Origin of the sequence: Solibacillus ferritrahens (assembly GCF_037027585.1) — a bacterium.
Classification (GTDB): domain Bacteria; phylum Bacillota; class Bacilli; order Bacillales_A; family Planococcaceae; genus Solibacillus; species Solibacillus ferritrahens.
This window is the reverse complement of the sequence record NZ_JAXCLE010000010.1, coordinates 1-18042: the sequence shown is the minus strand read 5'-3', so window position 1 is coordinate 18042 and position 18042 is coordinate 1. Positions and strand designations below refer to the sequence as shown.

Sequence of the window (18042 nt, the reverse complement as noted above, 5' to 3'; positions counted from 1 at the left end):
AGCAGTATTTTGTCATTAGGGGTGATTTGTTTGGAAAACTTACTACTAGAGTGGCTATCATTTGATGGTCTCATATTATTTGGAATTGGTTTGCTTGCAGCAGTTGTGGGTGTAATGTTTGGAGCGGCAGGATTTGTATTACTTCCTTCCTTATTACTAGTCGGCATCCCAATCCATGCTACCGTTGCAATAAATAAGTTTGCAACAGGCATATCTTCATTTTCTACGGTTATTGTTCTGACAATGAAAAAGAGAGTACAGCTGAAAAAAATGATCCCGTTCATGCTCATCGCTGCAGTTGGCGGAATAAGCGGAGCCTTTTTAGCAACAAGACTGTCGGAACAAACGATGAATATTGTGGCTTGTATTGTGTTAATCGTGATGTTCATTTTCGTTTTAAAAAGTAATAAAAAAGCAGTTGTTAACGAACAACCTGAGATTGAAGAGAAAACTACTTTAATAGCTCCATTTCTTATAGGAATATATGACGGCGGGCTTGGAACGGGGTCCGCGCTTTTAAATATAACGTACTTTCTAAAAAAACAATTCAGCTATGTAATGGCTGCTGAAATGACCCGCTTTGTTATGTTTGCAAGCTGTACGACCGCATTTTTGTTTTACCTTTTTTATGGAATTGTCAATTGGGGCGTTGCCGTTCCAGTAGCTGTCGGATCAATCGTTGGCTCCCAAATCGGTCTTAAAATTATCCCTTATTTAAAGGGTAAATGGATTGAGATTTTGCTTCCTATTATCTTTTTCTTATTAATTGTCCAAGTTATCGCTGATCTACTATTTTAATTTATAAAAAGAAACCAGATGATTTCGCTCCATCTGGTTTCTTTGAACTTACTTTTCTTTTACGGCCGGTGCGCCAAACTTCCCTTGCTGAAAATCTCGGAATGCCTCTTTGATTTCTTCCATTGTATTCATTACAAATGGTCCACCGAGAGCAATCTCTTCACGGATTGGAATGCCTGAATAAATTAACACTTTGGAACGCGATACTGCTTTGATTTTCAACTCACTTTGATTAGTTTCTGAACCTTCTTCGTAAAAGGATAAAGTAGCTGCCCCTGTTTTAGCAATCTTTGTCTCATTATCCCCGAACGCCATTTCTCCTGCCAGCATATACAAAAATGAATTATGGTTTTCAGGTAAGACATGTGTATACTCCGCTCCTTCGCGGAGGCTAATTTCTGTCATCGTTATCGGGACTAAACTATTCATTGGTCCTGTTACTCCTGCAATCTCGCCTGAATATACTCGAATGGAGCCCCCTTCAAAATTTACAACAGGCGCATCTTCTACATATATATTTTGATAAGTTGTCTCTGTATGTTTCAGGCTTTTCGGAAGGTTCAGCCATAGCTGTAATGTATGAATAAGATCATCATCATAAGCTTCTTCCGCATGTCTAGCAGCCCAACCTGCATTCATATATTGAACATCGCCAGCATCTAATACGCTATATCCACCTGCATTATCTATATGTTCAAGTCTTCCATCGATTACATACGTTACCGTTTGGAAGCCCCGATGTGGGTGATCTGAGAATGTTCCACGTTTGAACCAGTCTTCCGCCATTAAAATAAATGGATCAAATTCTTTATTCCTGTCTGGAGAAAGGATGAAGCCCTGCTGAATATGAGGGTAACCATTCTTGTTATATTTCGGATACCAATAATCTTTTACTTCTCTTTGAAATGTTGAATCGCTCTTCATTTTAAAGCCCCCTTTGATCTACTCTGCCGCCTATTAACAACTATCGTTTACACAACACTTATTGCATAATTAAAGTATAGATATATTTTAATTACCTCTCAAGCAACTAAACTTTTATGCCACTGAATTTTTTATAATTGTTACTTCTACCTTATAACTAAATGCAAAAAGGCACCCATCTTTCGAGAAGGATGCCCAATAAAAGATGTCCACCTTTACATGGACACCTTTCTGATTTTATTTAGAAGATAGTTCGCTTTCTGTTACCCATTTATGATTTTTTACTTGTTCTCCTGTTGTGGAAGTATAATCAATCATATAAACCGTTGTTTCTTCAGCTGAATCTATTGTGGCAGTTGCTCCCTGCATTCCTTCCATATGATCCGCATCAAGTAATACTTCTGTTCCAGGTTCTAAAGGCGCTTCATCTGCGTCCTCTATTTCTTCATGAATAACCCATTTATGATCTTTAACGGTTTCTCCTCCCGTAGTCGGTGTATAGGAAACCGTATATACCGTTGTATCAAAAGCTCCTGCAATTGTGGCTTCAGCATTTTTCATACCAGGCATGTGATCCGTCTGGATAATTGCTTTACTCCCAACAGGTAATGTTGGATTTTGTGCTTCTTTTAAATTTACTGGAACTTCGCCTGTCCCCGAATGGTTCATTGAAGAGTGATCCATGTCTTTCTCGCTACTTTTTTCTGCACCTTCACTTTGTTCATTTAACATTCCGTTTGTTTCTTCCTGTGTTGTTTTATTTTGAGTAGTATCTTCATCCCCTTCACCGCCACATGCAGCAAGTGCTAAGGCAGCAGAAAGAGAAATAATGCCCATCTTAAATTTAGTATTCATTGTCTATCCCTCCTAACTATTAACGTATTTACCCTTAGTGTGTAAAGCCAAACTTGGTAACCGTAAAACACCCGTGTTGGGATTACAAGTCAGATGGACGCTAAATACCCATATTTTACACACTATTTAAATCGTATTAAGTACATGGCGAGATCTGGTCCTTCTCCATTTAAGACAAGTGTACCGGCTTCCGTAAATCTTGGCAAAACAAGACGTTCTTTAATACTTGGCAATTTAGATACTCGCTTTAATGCGCCATCATTATTTTCAAAGAGCCATACTGTATCGCTGTCGCCTCTTTGTACCGAAACAGCAAAATGCTCACCATCTGTTGCAAAGTCATGTACCTCGAAAGAAGTTTTAATTGCATGGAATTGACCGCTTTCCATATCAATTGAACCGATAAAAGGCTCATCGTCTCCTTCATTCCACATATATCCGTAAACGTGATTTCCTTTTAACTGCAAACTTTGAACAGATCGATAGGGCACTGTATAGTTTCCGTAATCTTTTATTTCTTTATAATCTTGTACGGTAATTACAGTCGACATACCGCTTTCCATTTCAACTGTTTCAGAAGTGACGATAAGACTTCCATTAATCTCCGGAAGACTATTCCCCCCTTCTCCATCATGTTTTCGCAACTCTTTGATTTCTCCTGTTTTCAAATCCATCATTTTATACGCAACACTTGAAGAATTCGCATCAATGCTAGTGAGCCCCATATAAATCAATGTATCATCCTTCACTTCAATCCCGTAAAAGTAATCCGTCTCATATATTTGGACTTCGTTCGTTTGACGATTCAATACATGGAGTTTCTCCTCATTTCCAACAGGCTGTGCCCAAACAACCCAGTTTTCTGATACTCCATAGTCATAACCCCAGTGAGTTGTTTCTACCAATAATCTTTCTTGCTTACTAGTAACATCAAATGAATAAAATCCGCGCTCTGTCCAATAAATAAATTCATTTGTCTCATCAAGATAAGTCGAGTTAGTTAACGCAGTATAGGCTACTTCAGGAAACACAACTTTCTCAATCATAAAATCTTGTTTATTAAATAACGCCTGATACATAGAAGGACCAATCAAAAATATAGCAACGACAAGCGTGAAAACAGCAATGAGCGCCGGCATCCAATTACGTTTAAATGTTGGTTTAGATGATGGCATATTGTTTCGCATATGTTCCATAATGCGCTTTTTATTCTTCGATGTATCTCGAAGTGGTGTTAAACGATAATTAGTCATGTAAAAGCACCTCCCATTCTTCTTTTGAAAGATTTTGCTTTAGCAAATCCCGTCCACTCTTTAGCCTCGATTTCACTGTACTTTCGGGACGTTCTACAAGCTCCGAAATTTCCTTGGTCGATAAACTTTCTAAATAGTAATAAACAATTGCCTCCCTTTGCTTTAGAGGCAATGCTAATATCCCTTTGTCGATTGTATTTAATTCCTCCTGGTGCACTAAGCGATCACTATGTAAAACATTTTCTTTTGAAAATAACTTTTCGGTTAACTTGATTTTGCGGTACGCCCAACTCTTTAAATAATCTTTGGACGCATTCGCTGTTATTCGAGATAAATACGCCTTTAGTTCCCCTTGTTCCACATAGTTCAAACAATATAATTTCATGAACACATCCTGCACAATATCTTCTGCCATATGTGAATCTTTTACGTAATAATAGGCGATGCGAAACAGGTAGTCGGTATATGTATGCATCACTTCTTCAATGAACTCGGAAGATTTCAAACTTTCTCCCTCCCTTCTTTATATAAACGAAGCTGACTGCTAAAAAGACGAAAAAAGCTTAGCATATTTTGCCAAGCTTAAATTCTCACTTCTTAAAATCATCCATTGTCGTATCTCGATCAGTAAACTGTACCATAAGCGGTGTATAAAAATATGTTAAGGATACAACAATTAGCGCTGAAAATAACAATACATAGGCAAAGTGAAGTGACAGGAAATTTTGTAGCCAGATCGGTGCTAATGGTATTAGTGCATATCTCATTGTACTTTGTGTGGCATTACCCTCTAAATAAATAATTTTTTGGCAAGAATCGCATTTTTCACGATAGGGCATATAGGTTTTACGGAAAATTTGTTTTCGTGTAAATGGGGTCTTACAATGTGGACAATGTGATTGCTTGCGATCCCGAGCATCATATAAAACCCATAATGTAACCAAACCTACGGATAATATGACAAAAATTAACTGGCTATACCAAAGGCTCGCAAAATAAATTGTTCCTCCCCATAAAAGAAGAAGTGTTAGGATCACCACAATTTTAGGTTGAATCGGCTTTGATAAAAAAGCATTCCATTCTTGCACTCTTTCATTTGTTTGCCAACGTTTCGTATTGGCTATACAAGCTTTCCCGATAAAATACATCACAATCAGCTCAATCGAACTTGCCACTGACCAAAGCACGACTGCTAATGATATATTGTGAAACGGTGATTCACTACCAGTGGAAGCTGTCGTCGGCTGAAGGGTCCAGCTGTTTGGCGCAAAACTAATACTCACAAAAAAGACACTTAAAATAAGAAAAGCGGGTAAAATTACCGGTATGTATGATTTCTCTTTCTTTGACGGTTTTTTGGCATTGGCAATCATTTGCTGCTTTTGCGCTTTCGTTAAACGTATTGGTTCCAATCGTTGTTTTAAATTATTCATCACGCAATACCTCCCATTCGATTGCTGGCAATTGATCTTTCAGTTTTTGACGTGCTCTTTGCAGTCTCGTAGCTACTGTCGATTCCGGAATATTGATGTAAGATGCCACTTCTGCAATGGACAAGTCATCATAGTAGTAGTGCAATAATACTTCCCGGTACTTTAAAGGTAGCTTCAAAATTGCTTCCACAATTTCATCCCGCTCCTCATCCTCCACTACTACCTGCTCACCACTAGGCTCCTGCCTCATAAAGTAATGAACAATCTGTGCTTTCTTTGCCTTCCATTTTCGCAAATAATCATAGCAACGGTTAATCGTCATTCTTGTTAAGTATGTTTTCTCCGAGCTTTTCTGTTCAAACTGTTGCGTTTCATACAGTTTGATAAAAACATCCTGCACTACTTCTTCCGCTGCTTGTCGATCTTTCGTATAAATGTAGGCAATGCGATATAAATAATCCCCGTATTGCTCTACGTAATATTCAATATCCATTCGCCCGCCTCCTTTCTATACTTATTTAGACGGAAAAAATGAGCAGGACATCTCATTTTTATCTAAATATACTAAAAAATCCCCTCGTTAAATAGAGGGGTGGAGACAGAAGGTAACTTTTTCTTATTCAATATCAAATCAACATCAAAATTTCTTGGTTTTTTCTATGCACATTTTCAATTTAATTTTTTAGTCAATGATATATGAAACAACCTCTATGGATATTTCACCCACTGATTATATACAAAAAAGTTGGGTACTACGAGGTGTTCAAACCCACATTATTGCATTATGTTTAAACATTCACGAAAATAAAAGTCGGGTACTGGGATTTCATGAGGAAACGAAATATACCTTTAATATGTTGGATATAAATTTTAGAATTTAATACCTTTTCGTATTTTTAAAAAATCGATTTCAGAAGTCCAGATATGGATATTTAATTCAAGCGTCATGGATGGTTGGGTACCAGACTGAGGTTTAACATAAATACGGTCATAGCTTTCAAGTCTACCCTTTGAATCATAATAATATCTTGCATCTTGATACTCCCAACCTGCTTCTGAAAGGGGTCTAAACACATGCTTTGAAAGAGCAGATTCGGTCTTTCCTACATACCAATCATATTCACCTTCTGTGGAAATTTTTACAAACCCGCTATCGGATTTATCTAATAGGTTAATAACTTCTTTTGAAGTAATTGTTTCAATTGGTGGAGAAGGATAGTGCCAATAATTACTTAGGAATAGATAAATTATTCCAAGTGAAATAATAGCTATCAAAAAGGTTTTTTTATCCTCAATTACTTTTATATTTCTTTTCACAAAGCACCCCCTGTTTATTAGTTTTATACATACATTATAGATATATAATTCTACTCATATTCTACAATCCCTTTAAAGAGAGTAGGGAGTGAGTTTTGTCTGGAGAGTTGTTTTCTGCATTGGATATAACAACTTTCTACCCCAAATCTGCTTAAACATTAGATATCTAAGAAAAAAAAGCATGGCGTTAGCCATACTTTTTTTGTATCAGTTCCCGACTTTTTTGTCTTTAAACACCCATAGAGGTTGTTTTTATCATTCTACTCAACTGTAACCGATTTTGCTAGATTACGTGGTTTATCTACATCACAACGACGGTGAAGAGCCGCATAGTAACTAATTAACTGTAACGGTACAACCGATACAAGTGGTGTTAATAGTTCGTGAACAGGAGGAAGCACTAAGCAATCGCCTTCTTCTTCCATACCTTCCATTGCAATAATGCATGCATTGGCACCACGCGCAACAACTTCTTTAACGTTACCGCGAATATTAAGCGCTACGTCTTTTTGTGTTGCTAAAGCAAATACAGGTGTACCTTCTTCAATTAAGGCAATTGTACCATGCTTTAACTCACCGCCAGCAAATCCTTCTGCTTGAATATAAGAAATTTCCTTTAGCTTTAATGCACCTTCTAGCGATACACAGAAGTCCATGTTACGGCCGATGAAGAATGCGTTACGTGCAATTTTCAAGTAATCTTCAGCAATTTGCTCCATTTTATCTTTTGAATCGATGATTGTTTGAATACCATTTGCAACAATTGCCAGTTCTTGTTTTAAATCAAAATCAAGTGCCACACCTGTTTGCTTTGCCACCGCATAAGCCGCCACCGCTAACACAGCTATCTGTGCGACATAAGCTTTAGTAGAAGCTACGGCAATTTCTGGTCCAGCATGCAACAGTAATGTGTAGTCCGCTTCTCGAGAAAGCGTCGAACCTTGAACGTTCGTTACAGTTAATGACTTATAGCCAAGCTCTTTAATTTTCACTAATACTTGACGGCTATCTGCTGTTTCACCTGATTGTGAAATAAAGATAAATAGAGGCTTTTTCGAAAGTAATGGCATGTTGTAGCCAAATTCACTTGAAATATGCACTTCTACCGGGATACCAGCAATTTTTTCAAAGTACTGTTTACCGATTAATCCAGCATGGTAACTCGTACCCGCTGCAATAATATATAGACGGTCAGCTTCTGCCAATGCATCTAATATATCAGCATCAACCGTTACATCTTCGCCCTGTTCATAAGCTTGAATAATTTTACGGATAACAGTAGGCTGTTCATCCATTTCTTTTAACATATAGTGAGGGTAAGTACCCTTTTCAATATCAGAAGCATCTAGTTCTGCTGTAAATGGAGCGCGCTCAACCGAACGGCCATTTAAAGTAGAAATTTCTACTTTGTCTTTACGCACAATAACAACCTCTTTATCATGTAATTCGATAAATTGATCTGTTACTTGCAGCATCGCCATTGCATCTGAAGCAATAACATTAAAGTCCTCTCCAACACCTACTAATAAAGGAGATTTGTTTTTCGCTACATAGATTGTTTCAACATCTTCGTTATCTAAAAGCGCTAATGCGTATGAACCATGCACTAACGATAAAGTTTTACGGAATGCTTCTAATGTTGATAGTCCTTCTTTTGCAAATAAATCAACTAACTGAACAATAACTTCTGTATCTGTATCTGAAGACATTTTTGTGCCTTTTAAATAAGCTTTTTGTAATAAGTGGTAGTTTTCAATAACGCCATTGTGTACAAGCGTATATCTTCCTGAAGCACTTGTATGCGGGTGAGCGTTTAAGCGATTCGGTACACCGTGAGTTGCCCAACGAGTATGACCAATTCCTACTGCAGCTTCGACATCGCCATCTACTGCTTTACGCAAATCAGCAATACGGCCCTTTTCTTTAAAAATTGTAATACCCTCTTCATTATGAACAGCAATCCCTGCTGAGTCATAGCCACGGTATTCTAGTTTCTCTAAACCTTTTAATAAAATTTCCTTTGCGTCTAATACACCATTATATCCTACAATTCCACACATAATCCATTTCCTCCGATGCAACAGCTATATCTAAGCGACTTTTGGCAATAAGAAAGCAGACTACGAAATCTACCTTTTTTTCGCCGGATGCGCTTTAGGAATGTTAATTAGAAGATGTTCTTTGCTCTCTTTTAGCAAGGTGTCCACTCATCTATAAAATTCCTACTCTTTAAAAGGTGATGTAGCTTGTTAGTATTTTTTATTTGTATGCCGTTTCGTTCTTCTGTCCAGAAAATCACTTCTCTGTTTTAAAACGAAAGTTACAACCGGGCATGTGCGATCGGGAGGCATCCGCCGAAATTTCGATAAACCTCCACCTCGTCAGCTAAGGATTAATGTTCGCTCGATTTCCTTAGCTCTGGCGCTTTTACTTTTTTTCCGATTTTATTTTATGCGCATTTTTCCCTCCTTTAGCGCAACTTAGGAAATAGTTTTTTCCATGAGCATTTCCATCATACACATAATCAAATTCATACGTCAATCCTCTGCTTCTAATGTAAGCGCTTCATAGAAAAAAATCCCGTTTTGTCATTGGAATAACGCATCAGTGAAGAATTGGGCTGTCCACTGATTTATTCATTCACTCCAATGACTTCCAAACGGGATATGCACTATTATTTTATCTTATGCTAAGAGCACTATTACAGTGCCTTATCTTTTAATAACTTCACGATTTCACGGTTAAATGCCGGCAAATCATCTGGAGTTCGGCTTGTCACAAGCTGTTCCTGACAAACAAATACTTCCTCATCATGGAATTTTGCACCTGCATACTCTAAATCGACTTTAATTGATTTATAACCTGTCGTATCTCTTCCCTCTAAGGATTTTGCCGTAATTAATAGTTGTGGACCATGGCAAATCGCAAATACAGGTTTCTTCTCATCCATAAAATACTTTGCGAATGCTACGACACGATCATCATCACGCAGTAAATCCGGTGAGAAACCTCCTGGGATAAACAATGCATCAAAGTCTGCAGGATTTACATCTGCCACACCTTTATCGATTTGAACTGTAGCCTCACCATTCTTACCTGTAACTGATTTATTTCCTTCTTTATCAATCGTTACAAGTGTATGCCCTGCAGCTTCCAGTGCTTCTTTCGGACTTGTGAATTCCACATCTTCAAACTTATCTGTAATTAATGTTGCAATTTTAGCCAATGTAAAACACTCCTTCGTCTTAATAGGGTACACTATATCGTTTCCCTCAAGATTATAAATTAAAACATTTATTGGTTTAGTTATAAGCTTTTTAGTAAGGTGCTTTAATTAGAATAAATGAAGCTAATATTAGAAAAGATATGTTTGATTTTAGGACACTTCACCATGATATTAGACGATTTGAGCCGAATTTTAGAACACTGAAATTATTTCAGAAAAATGGTCTTTTACTAGATCTTTTTTAGCTATATTAGAACTTCGTGTCAGTATATTGAAAAATGAGCCCCTAGCCATCCCTACAAAAGCAAAAAACACCGAAAGCAATGTCTCCATCACTCCCGGCGCCTTATTCTATGTTATTCAGCTAAACCCATTTCTACGCTTACCACATCTGCAATGCGGGTAACATATTCTTCACAAGCCTCCGCAGAAGCTGCCTCTACCATCACACGTACTAAAGGTTCAGTACCTGAAGGGCGGACTAACACACGACCATTGCCGGCCATTTCCGCTTCCACTTCAGCAATTACTGCTGCAACCTTTTCATTTTGTGTTACTGCATGTTTATCTGTAACACGAACATTGATTAATCTTTGCGGGTAAATTGTCATTTCACCTGCAAGCTCAGATAGTTTTTTACCTGTTGCTTTCATGATGCTTACTAATTGAATTCCCGTTAAAAGTCCGTCACCAGTTGTATTGTAATCTAAAAATACGATGTGACCTGATTGTTCGCCACCTAGGTTATAGTCGTTTGCACGCATTTCCTCTACGACATAGCGGTCACCAACTGCTGTTTGAATACTTGTCATTTCATGCTCTTCTAATGCTTTGTAGAAGCCCATATTACTCATTACAGTAGAAACGACTGTACCTTTGTTTAGGCGACCTTTTGCTTGTAAATACTTTCCGATGATAAACATGATCTGGTCACCATCGACAATTGTTCCGTTCTCATCCACTGCGATTAAACGGTCACCGTCTCCATCAAAGGCCAGGCCAACATCTGCATTACGCTCTAAGATAAATTCAGCTAATTTTTCAGGATGTGTTGAACCTACACCTTCATTAATATTCAAACCATCTGGAGAAGCACCCATAGTAGAAATATCGGCCTCTAAGTCTGCAAATAAATGTGTTGCTAAAGATGAAGTTGCCCCATGTGCACAATCAACCGCCACATGTAAGCCTTCGAAATCTTCATCTACAGTTTGTTTTAAGTATGAAATATATTTTTGTCCACCTTCGAAGTAGTCTGTCACTGAACCAACAGCAGCACCTACAGGACGTGGTAATGTATCTTCTTCTGCATCAATTAAGCTTTCAATTTCTGCTTCTTGTGCGTCTGTTAATTTAAAGCCATCTGGACCAAAAAATTTAATGCCGTTATCCGCCACAGGGTTATGCGAAGCTGAAATCATGACCCCTGCTTCTGCATTCATGACACGTGTAAGATAAGCAACACCTGGTGTACTAATCACTCCTAAACGCATAACTTCCGCACCAATTGAAAGGAGACCTGCAACAAGTGCACCTTCCAACATTTCCCCAGAAATACGTGTATCTCGTCCAATTAATACTTTCGGGCGATCTTTAGCATCCTTCGTTAGCACATAGCCGCCAATACGACCTAGTTTAAACGCCAACTCTGGTGTTAGTTCACTATTTGCGACACCGCGGACGCCATCTGTTCCGAAATATTTACCCATTACTTTCTCTCTCCTTCAACGCTTAAATTACATACGTTTTAAATTTACCACCTAATGTGGATTGGTTGTTTTATTGGTAGTTAGTTTTACTCAGCGTCGTCAACACTTTCCTCTGCATTGGCTTCGCTTTCCTCTTCCTGAACAGGCTTACCTGATACCTCTGCATATACCGTTAGTTTATCCTGTGATAGCTTCGTTGCACCTGTAGGAAGCGGAATACTAAAATCATAGGAGCCAGACTCAGTAATTTTTTCACGAGATACTTCTACAATTACTTCTTCCAAAGCATCCACTGTCGTTTTCGCCCCATAAACAGTGATGCGGGATGGCTCTGACGACAACTTTTCAATCGTAAGCCCATCTACTGATTCCCCAATTTCCTTCAATGTAATCGGGACTTCTCGACTATATTCATTAATTTCTACCTTCACCTTAACTTTATCTGGATTAACACGCACATCCAGTTTATTTAAATCACGGTCAAGTACCTTTACAGTCGCATCTTGCTCAAATGATTCTTTTAAACCTTTCTCACCTGTAATTGTCGCCTTTACGAAGCTTATGTTATCTATCACACTTTTTGCACCTGTAATAGCAACTTTCGTCGGTTCTGCACTCATCCTATTTACGATGAAGTCTTCAGCAACAAGGCTTTTATTCATCTCAGGCTCTATACGAAACTGCTCGGTAATTTTTTCTTCAATTGTCACATTAACAATTTTCGGTTCAATTGATACATTAAGTTTTTCAGAAAAGTTTTCCTGCTGTATTGTAACGCTATGTTCACCGATTAACAATGAGTTTAAATTGACAAATAGTTTAAAATCCTTTTCAAGCTTCGTTTTTAAAACAATTGCAGTCGGTCCGGAAATTTTCACATCGACGGTTTCAGGAATACCTGTGACAAACAGATTATCTGAATCATAATACACTTCCAGCGGGACATTTGTTATGACATCTGTTTCGTTTGACGAACCCGAATCAGCTGTTCGATTTCCTTCTGTTTGAATGTACAGGAACAAAGCAGCCGCTAAAAACAATGCTGCTAACCGTAGCATCCACGGGCTATCGAATAATTTATCCATTCTTTTTCCCTCCCCAAGTCCACTTAGATGCTAAGTTAGAATCTTGCTCAGGACCAAACCACATTTTACGTAATAGCTCTTCAAATTCAGTCATAGTGAGATTACGGTGTAAATTGCCGTTTGCTGTAATACTGATCGCACCTGTTTCTTCCGATACTACAATTGTAATGGCATCTGTGACTTCACTTAATCCCAGTGCAGCTCGGTGACGTGTTCCTAGCTCCTTAGAAATAAATGCACTTTCAGATAACGGTAAATAACAGGCAGAAGCCGAAATTCGGTTTTTCTGGATAATTACAGCTCCATCATGCAATGGGGTGTTTGGAATGAAAATATTAATCATTAATTCAGAAGAAAGCGCGGCATCCATTTTAATGCCTGTTTCCACATATTCATTTAGACCTGTATCTTTTTCAATTGAAATAAGTGCACCAATCCGACGTTTCGCCATATAGCTCACAGATTTTTTTATTGCCTCGACTAAACGTGTTTGTTCATCTTCCTGTTGGTTATTAGTGCGTTGGAAAATCTTCCCTCGCCCTATTTGTTCAAGCGCCCGGCGAATTTCCGGTTGGAATATAATGATGATGGCCAAGAAACCCCAGTCAATTACTTCCTGCAATAGCCAATCAAGTGTATCGAGTCCAAAAACGTAGGTAGCAAATTTCGCTAAAACAACAATCAGCAACCCTTTTAATAATTGAACGGCTTTCGTTCCTTTAATGAGGGTCAATGCCTTATAAACTACGTACCATACAAGCAGTACGTCCAACACTTTAAAAATCATATCTACAGCAGCAATGTCTGTAAATTGTTCAATTATTTGCATGTGGCATCCCCCACCTTTTATAGCTAATCCATATTGCCTTTAGTATAGCACAATTTTGGCATTGATTAACTTTCATAACAGAAAAAAGTCTACCCGAACGAGTAGACTTTGCCTTTTATAATAGAACGTCATTTTTTTGAAGAAAGTTTCACCATTCGTCAGGAAAAATTTATTTTTATGTGATTTTCAGTAAAACTGATATTTATTTATTTATTTATTTATTTATTTATTTATTTATTTATTTATTTATTTATTTATTGCTAAAGACCGCCATCAAATTATTAAAGCCATCTTTAATTTTAAACCATAGCCACTCGAACATTTCATCGATTTCCTCTACTTGTCCTGTAACTACTGCTGTAGATGCCATATAGTTTCCATTTATCACGGTGACATTCCCATCTACTTCCCCTTCAATAATGATATCGCCATTTTTCACAACGATGTCACCTTTAACAACTTCACCAGCGGGAACTGTTACCGTTTGCCCTTCAACAACTATATTTGGCTTTTTTGTCACAGAAAATTGATTGTCATTCGGGAAACTACCTAGCACTGTAGCACTCATAAACAAGCAAAACAATGCAGCAGCCATGAGTAGCGGATGCTGACGGAACCAACGCTTTATGCCGACAGAATTTTTGCGTTTCGGTAAACGACTTATCACTTGTTCCTCAAAGCTTGGAGGGGCAGTAATATGCGCTGCACTCTTGATAAACGCAACCGTGTCACTTAATTCATGCATATGTTGTTGGCAGTCCGGGCATGTCTGCAAATGTTGTTTTAATGATTGTTCATGCTCACGACTAATATCACCATCTAAATATTCGTGCATATAATCCACGAATTTTGATGCACACGTTTTCATGCGTATCTTCCTCCTACAAATTGTTTAACTGCTTTCTTAACGCTTCACGACCCCGGTGAATACGGGTTTTTACTGTACCAAGCGGCATATCTAAAATTTCACTAATTTCTTGGAGCGATAACTCTTCAATATATTTTAAAACAATGACCGAACGATATTTGTCAGGGAGGCGACTGATTTCATATTGAATTCTGTCCTGAAGCTCCATTTGTTCAACGGCAGCTTCAGGTGATTGCTCATCAGCAGCAATTTGCGAGTACATATCCAATCCTTCTGTCCCAGCAACTTCGGCATCTAAATAGTAATCTGGTTTCTTTTTCCGAATACGGTCGATACATAGATTCGTACCTATTCGATAAAGCCATGTTGAAAATTTTCGATTTTGATCATACGAATGTAGATTAATATAGGCACGTATAAACGCCTCTTGAGCAATATCTTCTGCTTCTTGTTTATTTCCAAGCATTCGAAAACATACTTGGTACAGCTTGTGCTGGTAGAGGTTAACAATGTCGGCATATGCGTTTTGATCACCTTTAAGCACTTGCTTTATTCTTTTATTTACTAACGCATCCATTTGTCTTTCCTCTCCACCTTTTCAGCTGTTCTATATATACGGATTGTTTCTTAAAAGGTTTCATTTTCAAAAAAATTTATTTTATCTTTTCCGCAAAAATATGTGTACCTATTATAACAAATTTCATTATGCTCTACCCATTTTTCCACAATATTCATACTAAAGTTTCACCAAACAAAGAACCGATTAACGCAACTGCTACATCAGCCGTTTTATTACGTTCATCCAGTATAGGATTCACTTCAACAAATTCGGCAGAAGTCAGCAATCCTGATTCCTGAATCATCTCCATTGCTAAATGACTTTCTCGATAGGTAATTCCTCCAGCAACCGGTGTTCCAACTCCAGGTGTATATAAAGGATCCAATGCATCTAAATCAAGAGATAGATGCATTCCATCTATTTCATTTTGTTTGAAATAATTCACCGTTTCTTCCATTACATGCGTCATTCCAAGTCGGTCAATTTCATGCATCGTATAGATTTTAATTCCACGCGTTTTTATTAATTCACGTTCCCCTTCATCAATCGAACGCCCGCCAATAATGATTATATTTTTTGCTTTGATTTTTGGTTCTCCGTGTAATATTGAAGTCAATCTCTTGTGTCCAAGCCCTATACTTGTAGCAAGAGGCATACCATGAATATTTCCTGAAGGTGTTGTCTCTGGTGTATTTAAATCGGCATGGGCGTCAAACCATATTACTCCTAAGTTTTTATATTTCATGGAAAGTCCTGCTAACGTACCTATTGCTATACTATGGTCACCCCCTAATACTAGCGGTGTACAATCTTTTTTTACAACTTCATATACTTTCTCGGCAAGTGCTGTATTCACTTTAATTACTTCATCTAAATTTAGAAGTTTTTCGTCTTTCTTTTCAATTGCATTTCTTTCAATTACTTGAATATTGCCTTCATCTTCAACCTCAAATCCTAGATTTACTAAACGTTGCTGCAAGCCTGCATATCGAATAGCACTTGGTCCCATATCCACCCCACGACGTTGTTGACCATAATCACATGGAACACCTACAATCGAAATTTTTCTATTCATTTTCCCATCCCCTTACGATATCTTTTTAATATATTTGTCGGCTATACTATGCTCAGCTAAACTCTCTATTGAAATTTCGATTTCCTACACGATTTTCCCTTTAAAATGCAAAAAATCCTTTACTCATAAATATAAGTAAAGGATTGTAATTTTTTAATTTAAGTGCACTTCTAAATTTATAAAATAAAAGTGAGCCATGAAGGACTCGAACCTTCGACCCTCTGATTAAAAGTCAGATGCTCTACCAACTGAGCTAATGGCTCAGAAAAAAATAAAAAAAATGGCTGGGGAACCTGGATTCGAACCAGGGCATGACGGAATCAAAATCCGTTGCCTTACCGCTTGGCTATACCCCAAACATTTTATAGATGGTGGAGGGGGACGGATTCGAACCGCCGAACCCTAAGGAGCGGATTTACAGTCCGCCGCGTTTAGCCACTTCGCTACCCCTCCGACAAATGATGCAACACTGTTAAACAATGAATGGTGGAGGATGACGGGCTCGAACCGCCGACCCCCTGCTTGTAAGGCAGGTGCTCTCCCAGCTGAGCTAATCCTCCATACATAACAAGTGTTACTGATTATTTTTTTATGAAGCCTTAAATGGTGACCCGTACGGGATTCGAACCCGTGTTACCGCCGTGAAAGGGCGGTGTCTTAACCACTTGACCAACGGGCCGTTATGTAAATGTTACGTTCTCTTTAAGACAAGATTTATAATATCATCATTTTTAATATCATGCAAGCCTTTTTGAAAAAATTTTTTTAAAATTTTTGTTTTTAATTTCACTATACAAAAGAGCAAAAAAAAATGGCTCCGAAGGCAGGACTCGAACCTGCGACCTGCCGGTTAACAGCCGGATGCTCTACCAACTGAGCTACTTCGGAACGCTACTATAAATGTACCCGAGTACATTGTTTCCCTTGTACATTTATTATTATAGCAACGTTTTTATTTTATACAAGCAATTTTTTAAAATAATTTTTCTTACATTCTTATTTTCAGAGTGAGAAAATAATCCTCTTATCTAGAAGCTATTTTACTTCACGAATTTAACAATTTTATCTAATAAGCCACTCGCTAAAAGCGGCTGTAAATTTTAGCATAGTCCACAATCGACGTGACGTCCTCTACATACATATCAAATGTTAAGTCTTCTTCTTATGCTATTAGGGCTGTATTTTCTCCAATACCCCGCTTATCAAAACGAATTGAGGTAATTCCCTGGTCTGCTAAACTTTCCGCAATCATCTTTAGGCTATTATTAGACCCACCACCAATAGTATTTCCATCTTTATTCGTTGGTCCAGAACCTGCATGGATAATAAGCTCCCCTGTAGGTTGTTCGGGCATTTGTAATGCTACGTTTAACTCCCCGCCGAAAATAGGGAGAGAATGTTCTTCATATGTTATAGAAGCTTCTGTATATGGATTTAAAGTAAGCGGAATTCAAATGAAAATTCACTTAATCATCCTTGGGCTGGCACCGATATATTTCCGCCCGTTTTTTGCAAATCTAAAATAATTTCCAATGGTGCCTGTGGAATTTCGATCATGTCTTGCCATTCCCTAATAATGCTCCGTTCATCTGGATGACCTCCTGAGAGCATTCAGTTTGTCCTTTAGTAGTTATATCTGTACTGCTTGTTATTATCATTGCCACAGGCCGCCTGCAATACACTAGCTACCGCTATATACAGTATTTTACGCATCAGCTCCCCCCTTAATTAAAATTTCCCTTCTGTATACGGTACTTTAGTTGTAAAAGTTTCAAATCCGGAAATCTGTTCAAAGATCGATTGGCGAACCTTTTTAAACCCTCAACCTTTAATGCGTATCTTCAAAATCATTAAGGTATTTACGTTCGTTAAATAAAAAAAGCATGCCCCAGAAAGTCTTATCCTTTCAGGTCATGCTTGTTATCTTTAATTCACTATCTTTTTAAAATAAAAAAAAGCCACTACTGACTGAATCAGCAGCGACTTTTTGAGCCTAGCGACGTCCTACTCTCACAGGGGGAAGCCCCCAACTACCATCGGCGCTAAAGAGCTTAACTTCCGTGTTCGGTATGGGAACGGGTGTGACCTCTTTGCCATCATCACTAGACTAT

The 18042-nt window shown here is 38.0% G+C and carries 18 protein-coding genes, 6 tRNA genes and 1 rRNA gene; 1 reads left to right on the top strand and 24 read right to left on the bottom strand.

Going from position 1 to position 18042, the window contains the following annotated elements; translation table 11 throughout:
• Positions 1–30 precede the first annotated feature (30 nt).
• On the top strand, positions 31–798 hold the full coding sequence (locus SNE38_RS11105; protein ID WP_191704212.1) for a sulfite exporter TauE/SafE family protein: 768 nt from the start codon (positions 31–33) through the stop codon (positions 796–798).
• 48 nt (positions 799–846) lie between these two features.
• Here the strand turns inward: SNE38_RS11105 and SNE38_RS11100 are convergent, their stop codons facing one another.
• From SNE38_RS11100 to rrf, 24 genes are all read right to left on the bottom strand, one after another.
• On the bottom strand, positions 847–1722 hold the full coding sequence (locus SNE38_RS11100; RefSeq protein WP_191704211.1) for a pirin family protein: 876 nt from the start codon (positions 1720–1722) through the stop codon (positions 847–849).
• A 237-nt stretch (positions 1723–1959) separates the two neighbouring features.
• Entirely contained in the window at positions 1960–2577 is a 618-nt protein-coding gene (locus tag SNE38_RS11095) for a YdhK family protein (protein ID WP_336046501.1), read from the bottom strand.
• Positions 2578–2699: 122 nt separating this feature from the next.
• The gene (locus tag SNE38_RS11090) at positions 2700–3830 is read right to left on the bottom strand and encodes a hypothetical protein (RefSeq protein ID WP_336046500.1); all 1131 of its coding nucleotides are present in this window, start codon (positions 3828–3830) and stop codon (positions 2700–2702) included.
• Entirely contained in the window at positions 3823–4335 is a 513-nt protein-coding gene (locus SNE38_RS11085) for an RNA polymerase sigma factor (RefSeq protein ID WP_336046499.1), read from the bottom strand. The genes SNE38_RS11090 and SNE38_RS11085 overlap by 8 nt, the downstream gene beginning before the upstream one ends.
• A gap of 85 nt (positions 4336–4420) precedes the next feature.
• Complete coding sequence (locus SNE38_RS11080; RefSeq protein WP_336046498.1) at positions 4421–5263, bottom strand: TIGR04104 family putative zinc finger protein; 843 nt, start codon at positions 5261–5263, stop codon at positions 4421–4423.
• Positions 5256–5756, bottom strand: coding sequence for a sigma-70 family RNA polymerase sigma factor (locus tag SNE38_RS11075; protein ID WP_336046497.1), 501 nt, complete (start codon positions 5754–5756; stop codon positions 5256–5258). Before SNE38_RS11075 ends, SNE38_RS11080 begins: the two co-directional genes overlap by 8 nt.
• 377 nt (positions 5757–6133) lie before the next feature.
• Complete coding sequence (locus tag SNE38_RS11070; RefSeq protein ID WP_336046496.1) at positions 6134–6580, bottom strand: hypothetical protein; 447 nt, start codon at positions 6578–6580, stop codon at positions 6134–6136.
• A 260-nt stretch (positions 6581–6840) separates the two neighbouring features.
• A complete protein-coding gene (glmS, locus tag SNE38_RS11065) occupies positions 6841–8640 on the bottom strand; it encodes a glutamine--fructose-6-phosphate transaminase (isomerizing) (RefSeq protein WP_191704206.1) in 1800 nt (599 codons plus the stop codon).
• A 641-nt stretch (positions 8641–9281) separates the two neighbouring features.
• Positions 9282–9806 carry a type 1 glutamine amidotransferase domain-containing protein gene (locus SNE38_RS11060; protein ID WP_191701466.1) on the bottom strand — a complete coding sequence of 175 codons (525 nt, stop codon included), beginning with the start codon at positions 9804–9806 and terminating at the stop codon, positions 9282–9284.
• A 356-nt stretch (positions 9807–10162) separates the two neighbouring features.
• Positions 10163–11515 carry a phosphoglucosamine mutase gene (gene glmM / locus SNE38_RS11055; protein ID WP_336046495.1) on the bottom strand — a complete coding sequence of 451 codons (1353 nt, stop codon included), beginning with the start codon at positions 11513–11515 and terminating at the stop codon, positions 10163–10165.
• Positions 11516–11601: 86 nt separating this feature from the next.
• Entirely contained in the window at positions 11602–12600 is a 999-nt protein-coding gene (locus SNE38_RS11050) for a CdaR family protein (protein WP_191704204.1), read from the bottom strand.
• Complete coding sequence (cdaA, locus tag SNE38_RS11045; protein WP_191704203.1) at positions 12593–13429, bottom strand: diadenylate cyclase CdaA; 837 nt, start codon at positions 13427–13429, stop codon at positions 12593–12595. Before cdaA ends, SNE38_RS11050 begins: the two co-directional genes overlap by 8 nt.
• Before the next feature lie 250 nt (positions 13430–13679).
• Positions 13680–14297 (bottom strand): zf-HC2 domain-containing protein, encoded by a 618-nt coding sequence (locus SNE38_RS11040; protein ID WP_191704202.1) that lies wholly within the window; start codon positions 14295–14297, stop codon positions 13680–13682.
• 13 nt (positions 14298–14310) lie between these two features.
• Positions 14311–14874 carry an RNA polymerase sigma factor SigW gene (sigW, locus tag SNE38_RS11035; protein WP_191704201.1) on the bottom strand — a complete coding sequence of 188 codons (564 nt, stop codon included), beginning with the start codon at positions 14872–14874 and terminating at the stop codon, positions 14311–14313.
• 154 nt (positions 14875–15028) lie between these two features.
• The gene (gene rocF, locus SNE38_RS11030) at positions 15029–15931 is read right to left on the bottom strand and encodes an arginase (RefSeq protein WP_191704200.1); all 903 of its coding nucleotides are present in this window, start codon (positions 15929–15931) and stop codon (positions 15029–15031) included.
• Positions 15932–16121: 190 nt separating this feature from the next.
• Positions 16122–16194, bottom strand: a tRNA-Lys gene (locus SNE38_RS11025).
• A gap of 18 nt (positions 16195–16212) precedes the next feature.
• Positions 16213–16287 (bottom strand) — tRNA-Gln (locus SNE38_RS11020).
• Positions 16288–16300: 13 nt separating this feature from the next.
• A tRNA-Tyr gene (locus tag SNE38_RS11015) sits at positions 16301–16384 on the bottom strand.
• Between the two features lie 31 nt (positions 16385–16415).
• Positions 16416–16491: transfer RNA gene (locus tag SNE38_RS11010), tRNA-Val, on the bottom strand.
• 44 nt (positions 16492–16535) lie between these two features.
• A tRNA-Glu gene (locus SNE38_RS11005) sits at positions 16536–16610 on the bottom strand.
• A 133-nt stretch (positions 16611–16743) separates the two neighbouring features.
• Positions 16744–16819, bottom strand: a tRNA-Asn gene (locus SNE38_RS11000).
• Between the two features lie 274 nt (positions 16820–17093).
• A complete protein-coding gene (locus SNE38_RS10995) occupies positions 17094–17285 on the bottom strand; it encodes a hypothetical protein (protein ID WP_336046493.1) in 192 nt (63 codons plus the stop codon).
• Positions 17286–17401: 116 nt separating this feature from the next.
• Positions 17402–17542 (bottom strand): hypothetical protein, encoded by a 141-nt coding sequence (locus SNE38_RS10990; RefSeq protein ID WP_225223808.1) that lies wholly within the window; start codon positions 17540–17542, stop codon positions 17402–17404.
• A gap of 380 nt (positions 17543–17922) precedes the next feature.
• A 5S ribosomal RNA gene (gene rrf, locus SNE38_RS10985) occupies positions 17923–18038 on the bottom strand.
• Between the last annotated feature and the right edge of the window lie 4 nt (positions 18039–18042).